This window comes from Actinomyces sp. HMSC08A09 (assembly GCF_001807465.1).
Classification (GTDB): Bacteria; Actinomycetota; Actinomycetes; order Actinomycetales; family Actinomycetaceae; genus Actinomyces; species Actinomyces oris.
The window spans coordinates 87,332-104,372 of sequence record NZ_KV789118.1; the positions used below are offsets into that span (position 1 = coordinate 87,332).

Genomic DNA, 17,041 nt, shown 5'->3' on the forward strand with positions numbered 1-17,041 from the left:
GTGTGGGACGCTTGGCCCAGTTCATGACCGTCAATCGGACCCTGATGGAGGGCACCATGGGAATCGTCGTTGCGATCGACGGACCGAGCGGATCGGGCAAGTCCACCGTCTCGCGGCGCGTCGCCGCCGAGCTGGGACTGGCCTACCTGGACACCGGTGCCATGTACCGGGCCGCCGCCTGGTGGTGCGAGCGCGAGGGCATCGACCTGGAGGACGGGGCCGCCGTCGCCGAGGCCGTCACCGCGATGCCCCTGCACATGGGGCTGGATCCCGAGCACCCCACCTTCACCGTGGACGGCACGGACGTATCGACCGCGATCCGCGACCCGCACATCGCCACCGTCGTCTCGAAGGTCGCCACCAACCTCGAGGTGCGTGCTGACCTGGCGCGCCGCCAGCGCGAGATCATCCGCTTCGAGGCGACCGGGCACACCGGCTCCTTCTCCGCCGGTGCCGGCATCGTGGCCGAGGGACGTGACATCACCACCGTCATCGCGCCCGACGCCGACGCCCGCCTACTGGTGACCGCCTCGGAGGAGGCCCGCCTGGCCCGCCGCGCCGGGGACCTGGAGGCCGCCGGCAAGCAGGTCGACGCCGACGCCCTGCGCGACCAGGTGGTGCGCCGCGACCGTGATGACGCCACGGTCTCCCAGTTCCTCACCGCGCCCGAGGGCGTCACCCTGGTGGACACCTCGGAGCTGACCCTGGAGCAGTCCGTCGAACGGGTCCTGGACCTGGTGGAGGAGGCCGCCGACGCCGCCGCCCAACGGGACGCCGAGGAGGACCTGCGGGCCCAGGCCATGCGCGCGGGCCTGGCCGACTACGAGCTCGATGAGGAGGACCTCGCCCTCCTGGAGGCCGACGGCGGCCTGCCCACCGGTGACAGCGTCGAGCCCGGACTGCCGGTCCTGGCCGTCGTCGGCCGCCCCAACGTGGGCAAGTCGACGCTGGTCAACCGGGTCCTGGGCCGTCGCGAGGCCGTCGTCCAGGACACCCCCGGTGTCACGCGCGACCGGGTCTCCTACCCCGCGGAGTGGGCCGGGCGCCGCTTCACCATCGTCGACACCGGCGGATGGGAGGTGGACGTGGCCGGCCTCGACGCCGCCGTGGCCACCCAGGCCGAGATCGCCGTGGAGATGGCCGATGCCGTCCTGCTGGTCGTCGACGCCCAGGTCGGTATCACCGAGACCGACGCCCGCGTGGTGCGGATGCTGCGCCGCAGCGGCAAGCCGGTGGTGCTGGCCGCCAACAAGGTCGACTCCCCGGCCCAGGAGGGGGACGCCGCCACCCTGTGGAACCTGGGGCTGGGCGAGCCCTTCCCGGTCTCGGCCCTTCACGGCCGGGGCAGCGGCGAGGTCCTCGACGCCGTCATGGAGGTCCTTCCGGAGGTCTCCGCCGTGGCCACCGCAGCGCCGGAGGGGGACCTGCACCGCATCGCTCTCGTGGGGCGTCCTAACGTCGGCAAGTCCTCTCTGCTGAACTCCATCGCGGGCCGGGAGCGCGTCGTCGTCAACGAGACCGCGGGCACGACCCGTGACCCGGTCGACGAGATCATCGAGCTCGACGGGCGCCAGTGGGTCTTCGTCGACACCGCGGGGATCCGCCGGCGGGTCAAGCAGTCACGGGGCGCCGACTACTACGCGGTGCTGCGCACGCAGGGCGCCATCGACAAGGCCGAGGTCGCCGTCGTCCTGCTGGACGCCTCCGAGCCGATCAGTGAGCAGGACGTGCGCGTGGTCCAGCAGGCCGTCGATGCCGGCCGCGCCCTGGTGCTGGTCAACAACAAGTGGGACCTGGTGGACGAGGAGCGCCAGAAGATGCTCCTGTGGGAGGTCGAGCACGACCTGGCCCACGTCTCCTGGGCCCCCCACATCAACCTGGCAGCCCGGACCGGCTGGCACACCAACCGGCTCGTGCGCGCTCTCGACGCCGCACTGGAGGGTTGGACCACGCGCGTGCCCACAGGCCGGCTCAACGGCTTCCTGGGGCAGCTGCAGTCCGCCACCCCGCACCCGGTGCGAGGCGGCAAGCAGCCCCGCATCCTCTTCGCCACTCAGGTCCAGGTGGCCCCGCCCCGGATCGTCATCTTCACCACCGGTTTCCTCGACGCCGGCTACCGGCGCTTCATCGAGCGGCGCCTGCGTGAGGAGTTCGGCTTCACCGGCACCCCCATCCAGATCGGGGTGCGCGTGCGTGAGAAGCGCCAGCGGCGCTGAGATGCCTGACTGTATTCAATCAGATTGTCAACCTTAGTAGGCCGACTGGTCACTCTGTGGCATATGGTTTAATGACGGTATTTGAACTAAACTCGAACAAGTAAATGTTGACTCAATAACCCATAAGAAAGGGTAACAATTGTGTCGAGTTTAGGTAAGAATTCCATCTTAATTGGTCGAAGTGATCGTGCGGTTAAGCCATATGTAGTGCCAGTGGCTATCTGGTTTCTTGTCCTCATATTCGGTTGGGGCGTCATGAGGGCGTTCTGGGAGTTCAGTTACAAGTATTCCTATGATGGGATGGAAACCCTTCCATACTACCTTTCGGCGAACTGGGGTGACGCTTTAATTCTTCCGACGGTATGCGCAATTGGATATGTTGAGATTCGAACTTCCTGGAGAAGTGTATCTCGGGTAGTTGCTTGCGTTTCCGGATTGTTTGGATTTGCAGTCGGAGTGCTGACACAGATTCAGTGGAATCTGGATGCGAACACCGTCAGAAACTGGACTTTTAATCGTGCTGGAGGTTTTAATCTTCCTGGATGGTACCATGCGGCATTCTTGATCATCATGTGTGGGGTGCTGACTTGTCTCGTCGGGGTATCGGTACACGTTGGCTGCAAAAGGAGAAACTGGGAACGTAGCTCTGCTTTAAGGTACATGGCCGTTGGCTATCTGCTAGTTCTATTCTCATGTCTACTGGCAACCGATAACTTACGTCAAGTCAACGGGGTACTTCCATTGAGCACTTCTGGTCTTGTCGGCTTGTGGAGTAAACCCTTGTTAACGTGTGTGCTGGTCGTTTTCTTTGCACATTTATGCAACCTAAGTTATCGTGGAGTTGTAGCATACGCGTTAACTCTAACTACCACAGCACTATCTATTCCCCTCCTCTTTATGTATCGCGGATTAGAGCCGGTGACATTAACTGCAGGAATCGGGTGCATGCTGGCGTTCGTATTCGCGTTATCCTTCATCACTGCACCGTCGTCTGTTTCATCAGTTGAGCGCCTTCTACGCTCGTTGCCCACAGCCGTACTTGCCGCAGTTTTCGTTCATGTCGTCCTAGCCAAGCCTGAAAAAGTAACTCTTTCGGAAGGCGCTGTTGTCCTAGCTTCCGGTCTCGCAATTCTTATAGCGTCAAGTGCTTCGACAGTTTTATATGACGGAGATTTGTGGATGGTGTGGAGTGTCGCGAGAGCTTCCGTATTCTCAGTTTGCCTCATTTTCGTGCAAGTTGTTGCCTTCAAAGGCGGTAGATATTCAGCCATTTCGGTAGGTCTGTTGTTTCCATTTTTTGTATGGTGTTCTTTCTCTTGGGTTAAAGAGAACTTCAATGTGGTAATTGAAAACGAAAAGAATGCGGTAGGGTATGATAGTTTGCGCTATAGGGAGTGGTCTATAAGGGTTGGAATGCTCGGTGCATACATTGCGCTTGTTGCTTTTGTCTACATTACGGCATCGTGGTTAAACTTAACTAACCTTGAGCCGCACCCTAAAGTAATATATCGAATGTTGGTTTGCTCGGTTATCGTAGTTGCCATGACTGTTGGGGCTTTCAGTTTTTCTCGTGTGTCTTACGTCAATAATGTTTTCATTCTGCGTGGGGTGACGGTGGTGCCTGGTCTGGTCTATTTTGGGTCAGTTTCATCTGCGCTGGCATCCTTAGTGTACGGTGTTGTACTGTTTCAGTACCCTTCCTCTAGGCTGCATGTTGGATGGTGGGGATTGTTGTCTATGCTATATGTCGGAGTTTTATGGTTGACTTGCGTTGCGACTTTGAAATTTTTCGACGTTCCGAAGGCTAAGGATGACTGGACTTTTACTGGTAAAGTAGTCCATTGTGTTCTACAGGATCATCTTCTAAGTCTAGCTTTGATGAACATCTTAGGTTTGGGGTTGCTGGTATGGATTTCTGACAGATTTGTCTGGAGTTTTAACCAATTTGCGAGATCGCCTGATCGACCGATTGAGGTGGCGACACTATTTGCGACACTGCTTGGGGTTATGGCGCCTATGGCGGAAGTTTTTGAATACTTTATTGGGAATAATGTTGGTCACCTGGATAGAGAGAAGCTCCGAATTTCTGAAATTCTAGATAAACCTGAGCGCGACCTACTTGATAGGCGAAGAGGTGAAGAGTATCTTTGTGCTTTGGAGAAACATCTTCGAAGACAGAATGAAATTGCTTCGGTTATGGTGGCGGCTTCTGTCAATTTCATATTTCTGTATTATGTTGTTAAAAAGAGAATGGGGTTGACTAGTGGTGGTTCTGGCAGGACGAGGAATATTCGTTGGTGATAGTTTGTCTAAATGGCCGTTGCGGAACTGTCGTCTGTTTGGCGTGGTTGCTGAAGTGTCTTGCGTGTCGATCAACTGGTGCGACGCCTCGATCTTTCTGTCCGAAGTCTCCAACGCCTCTGTGAGAAGTGCATCATCGGCCTGCCCCCACTCGCAGTGATCCGACGCTACCGGCTCCAAGAGGCGGCACGGCGGCTTCGGGAGGATCCGTCCGTCACCGTATGCGTAGGTGGCCGCCGAGCTCGACTACGCGGACCACGCCCACCTGACCGCCGACTTCCGACGCGTCCTGGGTTTCTCACCGAGCCTGTACCGACAGCAGACCATTAGCGATCGTCAGGCTCTCAGTGGCCGGTAGGTGACCGGTAGTGGTCTCGAGCCTCGGGCTGCGCCGCTCGATCAATAGATCAGGGAGCGGAAGCTCCACCATGCCGTCAGGGTGCTCAGAGTCATCAGCACGCTCGGTGTCAGCAGTACGCAGGAGACTTGCACCCAGCGAGTCGTGCGATGCCATCGCATCTGGACCAGCGCCCACACATCGGCTGCAGCCAGTAGGAGGGGCACGACTCCCAGCAACAGGATGGCCTGGTTCTTGTTCATAACCTCACGGGTCTGACCCAAGCAGCTCACGTGTGCCGGGGTGGGCACGCAGGGAGATTGTAGGTGTTCTGCCAGCTGGTTGTTGTGATGATGCCTACTGCCAGTGACACAAGCACGACAATCGTCTCGACGCAGGTGAGTGTCCGAGGCAGCCACCCGCCTGTTCTCTGGAAGCCGGCTGAAGAAGGTTCCATCGCCTCATCGTACGGGGCAGCATTGAGGATGCTGCGCCGGCTCGTTGAGAACCATCAGGACGCCGCCAGCGTGAGAACGGTTGGCACCGGACAGTGGCGTGCGGCCGCAACACCCATAGACTGTAGCCATGCTGAATCCGGTTGACCCCACCACCACGCCCGCCTGGAAGCGCCTCACCGAACTCCACGACTCCATGACCCCGGACCTGCGCGCCTGGTTCGTCGACGACCCGCAGCGCGCCGAGCGCTTCTCCTACGAGCTGGGAGACCTCTACGTCGACCTGTCCAAGAACCTGCTGACCGACGACGTCCGCGCTGCCCTGGTCGAGCTCGCCGAGCAGGTGGACGTCCCGGGCCGCCGCGACGCCATGTACGCCGGTGAGCACATCAACATCACCGAGGACCGGGCCGTTCTCCACACCGCCCTGCGCCGCCCGGCCGCCGACTCCCTGACCGTGGACGGCCAGGACGTCGTCGCCGACGTTCACGAGGTCCTGGAGAAGATCTACGCCTTCGCCCGACGTGTCCGCTCGGGGGAGTGGACCGGCATCACCGGCAAGCCCATCAAGACGGTGGTCAATATTGGCATCGGCGGCTCCGACCTCGGCCCCGTCATGGTCTATGAGGCCCTCAAGCCCTACGTGCAGAAGGGCCTTGAGTGCCGCTTCATCTCCAACATCGACCCCACCGACTGTGCCGAGAAGGTCGCGGACCTCGACCCGGAGACGACCCTGTTCATCATCGCCTCCAAGACCTTCACCACCCTGGAGACCCTCACCAACGCCCGCATGGCCCGCGACTGGTTCCTGGCCGCCCTCCAGGCCAAGGGCATTGAGACCGACGGCGCCATCGCCAAGCACTTCGTGGCCGTCTCCACCGCCCTGGACAAGGTCGCCGAGTTCGGCATCGACCCGGCCAACGCCTTCGGCTTCTGGAACTGGGTGGGTGGACGCTACTCGGTGGACTCCGCCGTCGGTACGGTCCTGGCCGTGGCCATCGGCCCGGAGAACTTCGCCGACTTCCTCTCCGGCTTCCACACCGTTGACGAGCACTTCGCCACCAAGGCCCCGGCCGAGAACGTCCCCATGCTCATGGGCCTGCTCAACGTCTGGTACGTCAACTTCTTCAAGGCCGGCTCCCACGCCATCCTTCCCTACGCCCAGTACCTGCACCGCTTCCCCGCCTACCTCCAGCAGCTCACCATGGAGTCCAACGGCAAGTCCGTGCGCTGGGACGGCAGCCCCGTGACCACCGAGACCGGCGAGGTCTTCTGGGGTGAGCCGGGCACCAACGGCCAGCACGCCTTCTACCAGCTCATCCACCAGGGCACCCAGCTCATCCCCGCGGACTTCATCGCCGTGGCCAATCCCGCGCACCCCACCAAGGACGGGGGAGTGGACGTCCACGAGCTGTTCCTGTCCAACTACCTGGCCCAGACTGCGGCGCTCGCCTTCGGCAAGACCGCCGATGAGGTGCGTGCCGAGGGCACCGCCGAGGAGATCGTCCCGGCCCGCGTCTTCGCCGGCAACAAGCCGACCACCTCGATCCTCGCCCCGGCGCTGACGCCCGCGGTCGTCGGAGAGCTCATCGCCCTCTACGAGCACATCACCTTCACCCAGGGCATCGTGTGGGGCATCGACTCCTTCGACCAGTGGGGAGTGGAGCTGGGCAAGAAGCTGGCCCTCGAGATCGCCCCCGCTGTCCAGGGCGACGAGGAGGCCCTCGCAGGGCAGGACGCCTCCACCCGGGGCCTCATCACCCGCTACCGCAGCCTGCGCCGCTAGCCTGGCCAGACCAGCCGAATACTCTGTCGTGTCAGCGACTCATATCCCGTTGAGGAGGACATCGTGAAGGAAATCAGCGTCGATGAGCTGCGGCGTCGGCTCGAGACGGGGGAGGATCTGGTGGTCCTTGACGTGCGCGAGCCCGACGAGGTGGCGCGCACGGCGATCCCCGGTTCAGTCAACATCCCACTGGGCGAGGTGGCCGACCGGATGGGAGAGCTCGATGCGTCCCGCCCCACTGCGGTCATCTGTGCCGGCGGAGTGCGCTCCGCCAAGGCGGTCACGGCTCTGACCGCTGCCGGCTACACCGGCGAGCTGCTCAACGTCAGCGGCGGCATGAAGGCCTGGTTGGGTCAGTAACCCGGCGGGCAACCAAGCCATCGGGATGGCCTCGGACTGACCGGTTCGGGGCCGTCCCGCGTATCTCAGCCTCGTCTCCGAGAACGCCTGAGCAGCTCCTCGACTGTACGCAGGACACCGTCCTCGGTATTGGCGGGCGCCGTGTACGCCGCTGCGGCATGGATGCCGGGGTGGGCATTGCGCATGGCGAAGCCCAGATCCGCATAGTCGTAGAGATCCAGGTCGTTGAGGTAGTCCCCGAAGACAGCAGTCTGCTCCGGGAGGACTCCGAGCCTGGCCTGAAGCGCCGCCAGGGCCCGCCCCTTGGAAACCTGTGCCGACATCATGTCCGTCCAGTGCAACCCGGAGACGACGGTCTGCACGTGCGGAACCGCAGCGGTCAGCGCCTGAGAACTGCCGTTCTCAACGTCGTCGAAGTCGAAGACCGCGACCTTGAGCACCTCATCCAGGGCGATGGCGGTCAGGTCCTCGACGATCTCCAGCGCCTCGTAGTACAACCCGGTCTGTTCCAGGAAGGCCGCATCCGAGCGCTCGATGTAGGCGCAGTGCTTGCAGGCCACAACCGCGCCGACGTCGTACCCGGAGTCGACCAGGTGGCGGGTGGTGGTGATGGCGGCCTCGGCGTCCTGGGCGCTGATGGTGTCGGAGTGGATCTCCTCACCGCCGTGAACGACGAAGGAACCGTTCTCAGCGATCAGTGGTGAGTCCTCGACGGCGGAGCCCAGGACCGCACGCAGGTTCGCCAGTTGCCTGCCCGAGGCAGGAGCGAAGACGATGCCGGCGGCTCGCATGTCTTCGACTGCATCCAGCAGCCCGGCGGGAACGCGCCCATGACCATCCAGGAGAGTTCCGTCCATGTCGGTGACAACAAGACGGAGATCGATCTGCGCGGGCAACGCTGCGAGGAGCTCGGGCTCCAGGGGAAGGTGCTTCACGGCGTCATCCTCTCAAGGATGATGCGTCCATGTCAGCACGGCGTGAGGCGCGCACAAGACGGGCGCCTGCCGGCCCACACCGATCAGTGGACCAACAGGCGCCCGTCAGAGGAACAGCTCGCGCTCTGAGAGCCTTCAGCTCAGTCAGCTGGCCTGGCGGCGACGCATGACGAGGACGGCGCCGGTGCCCAGCAGGCCGGCGGCGGCGACGGCGACGGCAATGCTCGGACCAGTGGTGGCCAGGGCGGGCTTCGTCGGGGTGGTGCGAGGAGCCGCAACGACAGGAGTCGCGGACGGCTTGGCCGGGGTACCGGTGGTCGTGACGGTCTCAGTGGTCACCGTGGTGGCCGGAGCGGACGGCGTGGACGCAGGGGTGGTGGTCTCCGAGGTCGGGGGAGCAGTCGGAGCCGGAGCAGTCGTCTCGGTGGACGGCGTCGACGGAGTGGTCTCCGGGGTCGGCGTCGGGCTGGGGACGGTGGTGTCCGTCGGCGGGGTGTCGGTCGTCGACGGCGGGGTGTTGCTCTTCGTCGTCGTGGTGGTGGTGTTGGTGGTCGTCGTGGTTGACGGGGTCAGCGTCGAGTTGCTGACGTTGTAGGCGGCGAAGTTCTGGGTGGCGTACCACTTGCCGTCCGAGGTCTGGGCGAATCCGATGCCGATGGAGTTGACGTTCGGGTCGGTCATGTTCTTGTAGTGGCCGGGGGAGTTGAGCCACTGGTTGAAGATCTGCGCGCCGGTGTCACCACCCGCGGTACGCCAGGCCACGTTCTCAGAGCCGGTGGTCCAGCCCGAGGGGTAAGCCGACGTGAAGTCGGGGCGGTGGCTCATGTTGTTGGCGGCGGCCTGCTGCTCGGACCAGTCCTGTGCGACGGCGTCGAGCTCCTGGTACCGGGTCACGGGCTGAAGGTTCAGGCTGCTGCGCAGCTCGTTGACCTTGTTCAGGACGGTGTCGGCGTACTGGGCCCCCTCCGAGGTCACCTGGGCGGGAACCGCGGCGGCGGCTGCAGGTGCGCCCTGAGGGGCGGCCGGAGCGGCCAGTGCGGCCGAGGAGGCGGTCAGCGGCACGACGGTGAGCGCAGCTGCGGCGATGACGCGCTTGATGTTCATGTGTCGTTCTCTCTGATCGGGAATATGAGAACACAGTCTGATTTGCACAATCGACGATGAGCCGACGCGCAGGATGCTGTGAGACACCCTTGATGTCGGTGTTCACTCAACCACAGTCGCGTCGGCCATGCATGTTATTCGGTTGTGACTTTTCTGACCGAATTCGTCGCGCGGCTGAATCATGTGGCCGACTGCAAGGGGTAGTTCTTTCGTCTTGAGGTACCAATGAAAACTGGCCGCAGGCGGCGGGCGGGCTGGGTGATCGCCGTCATTGCAACGTTGACTGGATCGTGATTAAAGGTCGGTAAATTGCTATCGGGCTCATCGGCTTAAATTAGCCTAATGGTTGTTATGTGGGATGCAAATGTGGCTTGTGTTGATAAGGGTGGCATCGGAAGAATGTGAACGTCTGCTGCCGAAGTGCTGTCGACAAAAAAGTCCGCACTCCTTTGAAAGAGTGCGGACCTTTGCCCTGGTCGGGCTGGCGGGATTTGAACCCACGACCCCTTGACCCCCAGTCAAGTGCGCTACCAAACTGCGCCACAGCCCGTTGACTCGCGGCTCCGGGCCGCTTGCAACGAGCAGAACCTTAACCCATGGGGCGGCTCCTTCCGAAATCTGCTGGCGGTGAGGCCGCTCACCCCAGCGCGTCAGACGCGGTCATCCTGATGGCGTCCGCCTCCCATGAGGGCGTCGAGCTGACGACGCTCCTTCTTCGTGGGCCGTCCTGCCCCGCGATCTCGGATGACGGCGGCCGGCGCATCCAGGGGCGACGGGCGAGGGGGAGAGGAGTCGATGTACGCGGTGCGGGCGATGGGGGCACCTACCCGCTTGGTGAGGATCCGGGTCACGGTCAGTAGCCGGTCGAAGCCATCGACGCGGTAGCGGACCTCGTCCCCCACCGAGACGTGCTGGGCGGGCTTGGCAGTCTCTCCGTTGATGCGTACATGCCCCGCCTTGCAGGCGCTTGTCGCCGCCGAACGGGACTTGATCTGCCGCACGCTCCACAGCCAGACGTCGATACGAGCCGACGTCGGTGCACTTGGAGCGCTGTTGCCGCCGGAGGCGGAACGGGGGTGAGCTGCCATGGCGGCATCCTAAGCAGGAGGCTCAGTGGCGGGACATGGAACGGCGCCGACGCCGTGAGGCTGCGCGCCCTCGGCGTCGGCCCCGAAGGATGAGTCCCCAGCCCAGTACCAGGGCTCCGAGCGCTGCCAGTGCGGCGTATCGGGGACTGTGCCACACCGCGGAGCCGACCTCTTTCGCGCTACGAGCGGCTCGTTCCGGGAGGGATGCGGTCCCGTCCCCACCGGTGAGACAGCTGTTCAAGGTGGTGCTCAGCGCCGCCTTGTCGGCCTGGGGCAGGCCGAGCCGGTAGGAGGCGGCCACTGAGACGAAGCGACGTGCGTAGGTGCAGCGGTATGAGGTGTTGGCCGGCCACCAGCCGCCCGGGCCGGTGGGCCGCCAGCTGCCGGTCTCGGTGGAACCAACGGGACAGCTCGCCGGTCCGCAGGCGCCCTTGGCCTGGTTGGCCTCGCCTTCAACGGCGACGAGATTCAGCGGGTCGTTGGCCACCAGTAGTCGAGTGCGCTCATCCCACTGCCAGGCTCCGTGGGCGTAGAGGTAGTTCAGCGGCACTACATGGTCGATCTGGACAGCCGCCGAGGTCTCCTGACCACGTGTGAAGGTGACCCTTCTGCCGGTATAGGGATCTTGAAGGACACCCGCCCATACGGTGGCGTCCGGGCACACGCCCGCACCCCGGCCACGTCCCTCCTCCCGGGACTGAATGCCGTCGGCGCGCGAGAAGTCGGCGTCCGTCAGGTCCCGGGCCAGGATTTCGTTACGAGTGTCACAACCGTCACCGTCGACGTCGGTCCAGGCCTCACCGAACCAGCCGGTGCGGGAACCTCCCTCGGCCCAGGAGTGGGCGGCCGGAGCGTCCTCGGGCAGCTCCGAAAGCGCCTCAAGGGAGGACTTCAGGGACAGGATGAAGTCTCCTCTGCGGTCCCAGGGCGCCTCATGGAGGGCGGCGAGCTCGGTGGTCGCCGACCTCTGGGAGGGCTCCGGCGAGGCGTCATCGGCATGGACGGGAAGAGCTGCTGTCATCCCCGACGCGCTGAGCGCACCGAGCACCGTCAGGCGCGCCAGGAGCCGGCCGGAAGCGTTCATGGGGCTACGGTAGCCCCACCCACCGACATGAACTCTCGGGCTCGTTCGTCGGCCCGCACTGCGCCAGCAGGGCGACCGGATCAGACTCAATCAGTCGTCAGGGCATTGGCCTGCTCGTCCAGGTACCAAGTGGTCTGCTCTCCCCGGCAGCACGAGGCCGGTGCCTTGAGCACATCGGGAGTGCCCAGCCCGAGGCGGACTGCCTCGGCCTTGCCCGCACCGCCGGCCACCACCATGACCCGGCCGGCATGCTGCAAGGCCTCGAAGGTCAAGGAGTAGCGCTCAGGAGGCGGTTTGGGCGAGTTGCGCACGGCCACGGCGGGAGCTCCCGCCGCGAGCGCGGCCGGGTGTCCTGGGAAGAGGGAGCAGACGTGCGCGTCAGGTCCCAGCCCCACGTGGACGACGTCGAAGCCGCCGTGGGTGACACCCGCCGACTCAAGCTCGTGGGCCATGCGGGCGGTCGCCTCATCCAGGTCACTGACCTCGTTCGGAGCGGCCAGCCGGTGGGTCTGAGACTCCCTGATGCCTGCGGCGATGAGGGGCGTGGCCAGCAGATCGTTGCGTTCCGGGTCCCCGGCGGGCACGAAGCGCTCGTCACCGAACCACAGGTGGATGGCGCGACGCACCTCTTCGGGCTGGGCGGTGATGAGCGGCGCGAGGGCCTCAGACAGCGCCATCCCCCCGGAACCGCCTGTCAGCGCCAGGTGGGCGACTCCCCGCTCCGTCACCGCCGCGGCCAGGATCCGCACGGTGTCCTGGCAGGCCCTGCGCGCGGCGTCGCTCAGTGTGGGAAGCACGATGACCTCTGGCGTGGCGGCGGCCGAAGCCGCCTCCTGGATCTCGGCGATGGCCTGGGTGCGGGGGGTACCGGTGTCAGTCATTGACGGGCTCCTCGAGCAGCGTGGCCAGGACCTCCTGGTAGACGAGGTCGGGGGTGAGCCGGCGCAGCTCCTCGTTGAGGGTGCTGACCGGCTCGCGCCGCGCCATCGTGACCACCTGGGGCTCGGGGGAGCCGGGGCGCGTGATCGTGACCCGCTCCAGATCGTGGCGGGCGATGATGACCTCGCCGTCGTCGGTTCTGGCGGTGATGGAGGAGATGCCCTTGAAGTCCTCCTCATCGACTCTCGTGACCGGTACGTCCAGTCGCAGCCGCAACCACGCGATCATGAGGGAGAGCGAGGAGTTCCTCGGCTCGCCGGCGACCACGACCTCTCGCAGGCTGCCCGAGCGCAGCAGCGGGTCCAGGGTGGAGGCCACCATGGCGCGCCACAGAGTGATGCGGGTCCAGGCCAGGTCGATGTCGCCGCGCACGCTCACCGGCGCCAGCTCTCGCAGCGCCCTGGCGGGGAAGTCCTGCGCGGGGGTGTTGGTGATGCGTGTGGAGCCCAGGCGTCCCAAGGGATCCTGCGAGGGGATCTCGGGGACGGTCGTCGGCCACCACACGACCACCGGGGCGTCGGGCAGGAGGAAGGGCACCACCAGCGTGTCGGTGTGCAGAGCCGCCTCGTCCCAGGGCCGCAGGACCAGTGTCTCGCCGGCACCGGCGTCGTGACCGACACGGATCTCAGCGTCCAGGTGCCCGCCGGCCTGGGCCGGGACGTGTCCGTCACGGCTGCGCGGAGTCACGCGACCGGCAGTGTCCTCCTCAGGCGGTTTGACGACGGCGATGATGCGGCTGGGGTGGTCCCGACTGGCACCGTGCGCGGCGCACAGCGCGTCTTCCAGCCCCTTCTCGTCGGTGGAGATCACGAGAGTCAGCACCCGGGAGGAGCCGGAGGTCCCCTCGTGCTCCACCAGCCGGGAGACGATCCGGGAGGTGGTCGTCGCGGTCAGTGTGGTAATCATGAGCGCCTCCAGGTGCGGCCGTCGCGGGCAAGGAGTTCGTGGGCACTGGCCGGCCCCCAGGAGCCGGGGCGATAGCCCTCGGGACTCCCACCGGCGCTCCAGTGCTCGATGACGGGATCGAGGATGCGCCAGGACAGGTCGACCTCGCGCTGGTGGGGGAAGAGGGGGGCGTCACCCAGGAGCGCATCGAGGATGAGTCGCTCGTAGGCCTCCGGGGACTCCTCGTTGAAGGTGGCTCCGTAGCCGAAGTCCATGGAGACGTCGCGCAGCTCCATCTGGGTTCCGGGCACCTTGGAAGCCAGCCGCAGCGTGATGCCCTCATCGGGCTGGATGCGCAGCACGATGGTGTTGGCACCCACGGCCGTGGTGGCCGCCGACTCAAAGGGCAGGAACGGCGGCTGCTTGAAGACGACGGCGACCTCGGTGACCCGGCGGGTCAGGCGCTTACCGGCGCGCAGGTAGAACGGCACGCCGGCCCAGCGACGGTTGGCGATCTCCAGGCGCAGGGCGGCGAAGGTCTCCGTGCGGGAGTCGGCGGCGACGCCGTCCTCCTCCAGATAGCCCCGCACCGGCAGCCCTCCCTGGAAGCCGGCGTCGTAACGGCCCCGGGCAGTGGTGAGGTCCAGGTCCAGCACCCCATCGCGCTCCAGACGCACGCAGTTGAGCACCTTCTCCTTCTCCAGGCGCACCGCGGCCGCCTCCATGCTGGTGGGCTCCTCCATCGCGGTCAGCGCCAGGAGCTGGAGCAGGTGGTTCTGGATGACGTCGCGTGCCGAGCCGATGGTGTCGTAGTAGCCGGCCCGGGTTCCGATACCGATGTCCTCGGCCATCGTGATCTGGACGTGGTCGACGTAACGCTGGTTCCACAGCGGCTCGAACATCGTGTTGGCGAACCGCAGCGCCAGGATGTTCTGCACCGTCTCCTTGCCCAGGTAGTGGTCGACCCGGAAGACGTCGTCGGGACGCACGATGCGTCCCACGAGGTCATCGAGCTCTCGGGCGCTGGCGCGGTCGTGCCCGAAGGGCTTCTCAATGACCACGCGACGCCAGGCCTCGGGCGACTCCTCCACGAGCCCGGAGCGGGCAATGCGCTCGGTGACGGCGGGGAACCACCCCGGAGGGATCGACAGGTAGAAGGCGCGGTTGCCGCGCGTGCCCCGGGTGGCGTCCAGGTCATCCACCACGGCCGTGAGCCGGTCGTAGGCGGCGTCGTCCTCGAAGGAGGCGAACTCCACGAAGCGCATCCCCGCTGCCAGCTGCTCCCAGATGGCGGGACGCCACGGGGTGCGGGCGCCCTCCCGAGCCGACTTCTCCACGTAGGCGCGCAGGTCGTCGTCGGACCAGGAGCGCCGGCCGACCCCCACCAGGGAGAAGCTGGGGGAGAGCAGGCCCCGGTTGGCCAGGTCGTAGATCGCGGGCAGGAGCTTGTGACGGGCCAGATCGCCGGTAATGCCGAACATCACCAGGACGCAGGGGTCCGCGATACGCGGAAGGCGAAGGTCACGGGCGTCGAGAAGCGGGTTGACCGCCCGCGCGGGTCTCGACGACGGGAACGGAGTCGCAGAGTCGGAGCTGGACACGTCAGCCTTTCTGAGATTCGACGAACGGCGGACCAGGTGGCACCGACGGGTTGTCGGAGCACTGCGGCGCTCTGAGCGGAGGCCCGGCCAGGGCCGCTGCACCGCCTGGAGGAACCGTGCTGGCCGCACCTGTCACTGTAGCGCCACCTCAGGCGGCTCACCCGGCAGGGACAGGCCTGTCGTGAGCCGTCACACGTCGTTGCCGACACGTCTGAACCACGGACGGTCCTCGTGCGCGAGGACTGGACGCGGTAGGGTCACAGAGGTTGACAGGTGCGAGTGGGTACTCATCAGCGTCGTGAACCGGAATGCTGACACGCCGTTGCCGTTATCGCAGAGCGCAACCAGTATCCTCCGCCACCAAGGCTTGGAATCGCAGCGCCGTCATGAGGGGCTGCGGCACAGGAAAGGACTTCCATGAGCAGTTTCATCCCCGCACCGGCCACAGCCGACCTCGGTGTCTTCGGGTTGGGGGTGATGGGGGCGAACCTGGCCCGCAACCTGGCTCGTCACGGTCACGCGGTCGCCGTCTTCAACCGCACGCTGGCCCGTACCGAGAGGCTCATCGAGCGCTACGGCTCCGAGGGCGATTTCGTGCCCGCAGCTGACCTGAAGGACTTCGTGGCCTCGCTGCGCACGCCGCGTGTGGCCATCATCATGGTTCAGGCCGGAGCGGCCACCGAGGCGGTTATCGAGGAGCTGGCCGCCCTCATGGAGCCCGGTGACATCATCGTTGACGCCGGTAACACGCTCTACACCGACACCCGGCGCCGCGAGGTCTCCCTGCGTGAGCGCGGGCTGCACTTCGTGGGCATGGGGGTCTCCGGTGGTGAGGAGGGGGCGCTCAACGGCCCCTCGATCATGCCCGGCGGTACCGCCGAGTCCTACGACCGCCTGGGGCCGATGCTGGAGTCCATCTCGGCTCACGTCGACGGCACGCCGTGCTGCACCCACGTCGGTCCCGACGGCGCCGGCCATTTCGTCAAGATGGTCCACAACGGCATCGAGTACGCCGATATGCAGCTCATCGCCGAGGCCTACGACCTGCTGCGCCACGTCGGCGGGTTCACGGTCCCCGAGATCGCCGAGGTCTTCCGCTCCTGGAAGGACTCCGAGCTCGACTCCTACCTCATCGACATCACAACCGAGGTTCTGTCCCACACCGATGCGGCCACCGGTGAGGCCTTCGTCGACGTCGTCGTCGACGCGGCCGGGCAGAAGGGTACCGGCGTGTGGACCACCCAGACGGCCCTCGAGCTGGGAGTGGCCGTGCCCGCCATCGCCGAGGCCACCTTCGCGCGCGCGGTCTCCTCCTCCAGTGCTGCGCGGGCTGCGGTCCAGGCCGCTGACATCGCTGCAGGAACCACGCAGACGGCCCTGACCGACCCCGAGGAGCGACGCGGCTTCGTCGATGCCGTCAAGCAGGCCCTCTACGGCTCCAAGATCGCCGCCTACGCCCAGGGCTTCGATGAGATCGCCACTGCCTCCAAGCAGTTCGACTGGAACATCGACCTGGGTGCCATGGCCCGCATCTGGCGAGGCGGCTGCATCATCCGCGCCCGCTTCCTGGACGACATCACCCGTGCTTACGCCGAGAACCCCTCTCTGGCCAGTCTGCTCACGGCGCCGGTCTTCGCCTCCTCCCTGGCGACGGTCCTGCCCGCCTGGCGCCAGGTCGTGGCCACCTCCGCCACCACCGGTGTCCCCGCCCCGGCCTTCGCCTCCTCCCTGGCCTACGTCGACCAGCTGCGCTCCCGGCGCCTGCCGGCCGCCCTGATCCAGGGGCAGCGAGACTTCTTCGGCTCTCACACCTACCACCGCACCGACGACGTCGAGGGCGTCTACCACACCCTGTGGGCCACACCCGAGCGCACCGAGGAGAAGTGGGACTGAGGTTTCACAAGGCCTGGCACCCACCTCGTACCAGGCTCGTGGAGGTCTCGGCCGCGA

At 65.1% G+C, this 17,041-nt stretch carries 14 protein-coding genes and 1 tRNA gene; 6 read left to right on the plus strand and 9 right to left on the minus strand.

Annotated elements, in window-relative coordinates:
• Positions 1-56 precede the first annotated feature (56 nt).
• From der to HMPREF3165_RS13755, 3 genes are all read left to right on the plus strand, one after another.
• Positions 57-2,216, plus strand: a complete 2,160-nt coding sequence (gene der / locus HMPREF3165_RS05900; protein WP_070511586.1) for a bifunctional cytidylate kinase/GTPase Der — start codon at positions 57-59, stop codon at positions 2,214-2,216.
• Between the two features lie 945 nt (positions 2,217-3,161).
• Complete coding sequence (locus tag HMPREF3165_RS13245; RefSeq protein WP_141745021.1) at positions 3,162-4,517, plus strand: hypothetical protein; 1,356 nt, start codon at positions 3,162-3,164, stop codon at positions 4,515-4,517.
• Between the two features lie 229 nt (positions 4,518-4,746).
• Entirely contained in the window at positions 4,747-4,875 is a 129-nt protein-coding gene (locus tag HMPREF3165_RS13755) for a helix-turn-helix domain-containing protein (RefSeq protein WP_256275108.1), read from the plus strand.
• A gap of 41 nt (positions 4,876-4,916) precedes the next feature.
• Here the strand turns inward: HMPREF3165_RS13755 and HMPREF3165_RS13760 are convergent, their stop codons facing one another.
• The gene (locus HMPREF3165_RS13760) at positions 4,917-5,117 is read right to left on the minus strand and encodes a hypothetical protein (RefSeq protein ID WP_070511511.1); all 201 of its coding nucleotides are present in this window, start codon (positions 5,115-5,117) and stop codon (positions 4,917-4,919) included.
• A gap of 322 nt (positions 5,118-5,439) precedes the next feature.
• Between HMPREF3165_RS13760 and pgi the strand changes: the two genes are divergently transcribed.
• Together pgi and HMPREF3165_RS05920 are read left to right on the plus strand one after the other, a co-directional pair.
• A complete protein-coding gene (gene pgi, locus HMPREF3165_RS05915) occupies positions 5,440-7,095 on the plus strand; it encodes a glucose-6-phosphate isomerase (protein ID WP_070511513.1) in 1,656 nt (551 codons plus the stop codon).
• Between the two features lie 63 nt (positions 7,096-7,158).
• Positions 7,159-7,455 (plus strand): rhodanese-like domain-containing protein, encoded by a 297-nt coding sequence (locus HMPREF3165_RS05920; RefSeq protein ID WP_256275087.1) that lies wholly within the window; start codon positions 7,159-7,161, stop codon positions 7,453-7,455.
• Positions 7,456-7,520: 65 nt separating this feature from the next.
• Here the strand turns inward: HMPREF3165_RS05920 and HMPREF3165_RS05925 are convergent, their stop codons facing one another.
• From HMPREF3165_RS05925 to zwf, 8 genes are all read right to left on the minus strand, one after another.
• Positions 7,521-8,390: an HAD family hydrolase gene (locus tag HMPREF3165_RS05925; protein ID WP_070511517.1), complete on the minus strand. Its 870-nt coding sequence runs from the start codon at positions 8,388-8,390 to the stop codon at positions 7,521-7,523.
• A 144-nt stretch (positions 8,391-8,534) separates the two neighbouring features.
• Positions 8,535-9,494 (minus strand): CAP domain-containing protein, encoded by a 960-nt coding sequence (locus HMPREF3165_RS05930; RefSeq protein ID WP_070511519.1) that lies wholly within the window; start codon positions 9,492-9,494, stop codon positions 8,535-8,537.
• A 473-nt stretch (positions 9,495-9,967) separates the two neighbouring features.
• A tRNA-Pro gene (locus HMPREF3165_RS05935) sits at positions 9,968-10,044 on the minus strand.
• Between the two features lie 100 nt (positions 10,045-10,144).
• Positions 10,145-10,582, minus strand: coding sequence for an RNA-binding S4 domain-containing protein (locus HMPREF3165_RS05940; protein WP_070511521.1), 438 nt, complete (start codon positions 10,580-10,582; stop codon positions 10,145-10,147).
• A gap of 22 nt (positions 10,583-10,604) precedes the next feature.
• Entirely contained in the window at positions 10,605-11,666 is a 1,062-nt protein-coding gene (locus HMPREF3165_RS05945; RefSeq protein ID WP_070511523.1) for an HNH endonuclease family protein, read from the minus strand.
• A gap of 86 nt (positions 11,667-11,752) precedes the next feature.
• A complete protein-coding gene (pgl, locus tag HMPREF3165_RS05950; RefSeq protein WP_070511525.1) occupies positions 11,753-12,547 on the minus strand; it encodes a 6-phosphogluconolactonase in 795 nt (264 codons plus the stop codon).
• Positions 12,540-13,511 carry a glucose-6-phosphate dehydrogenase assembly protein OpcA gene (locus HMPREF3165_RS05955; RefSeq protein WP_070511527.1) on the minus strand — a complete coding sequence of 324 codons (972 nt, stop codon included), beginning with the start codon at positions 13,509-13,511 and terminating at the stop codon, positions 12,540-12,542. The genes pgl and HMPREF3165_RS05955 overlap by 8 nt, the downstream gene beginning before the upstream one ends.
• Positions 13,508-15,091, minus strand: coding sequence for a glucose-6-phosphate dehydrogenase (zwf, locus tag HMPREF3165_RS05960; RefSeq protein ID WP_070511529.1), 1,584 nt, complete (start codon positions 15,089-15,091; stop codon positions 13,508-13,510). Before zwf ends, HMPREF3165_RS05955 begins: the two co-directional genes overlap by 4 nt.
• 417 nt (positions 15,092-15,508) lie before the next feature.
• Here zwf and gndA point away from each other — a divergent pair, with 417 nt between their 5' ends.
• Positions 15,509-16,984, plus strand: a complete 1,476-nt coding sequence (gene gndA / locus HMPREF3165_RS05965) for an NADP-dependent phosphogluconate dehydrogenase (RefSeq protein ID WP_070511531.1) — start codon at positions 15,509-15,511, stop codon at positions 16,982-16,984.
• Positions 16,985-17,041 lie beyond the last annotated feature (57 nt).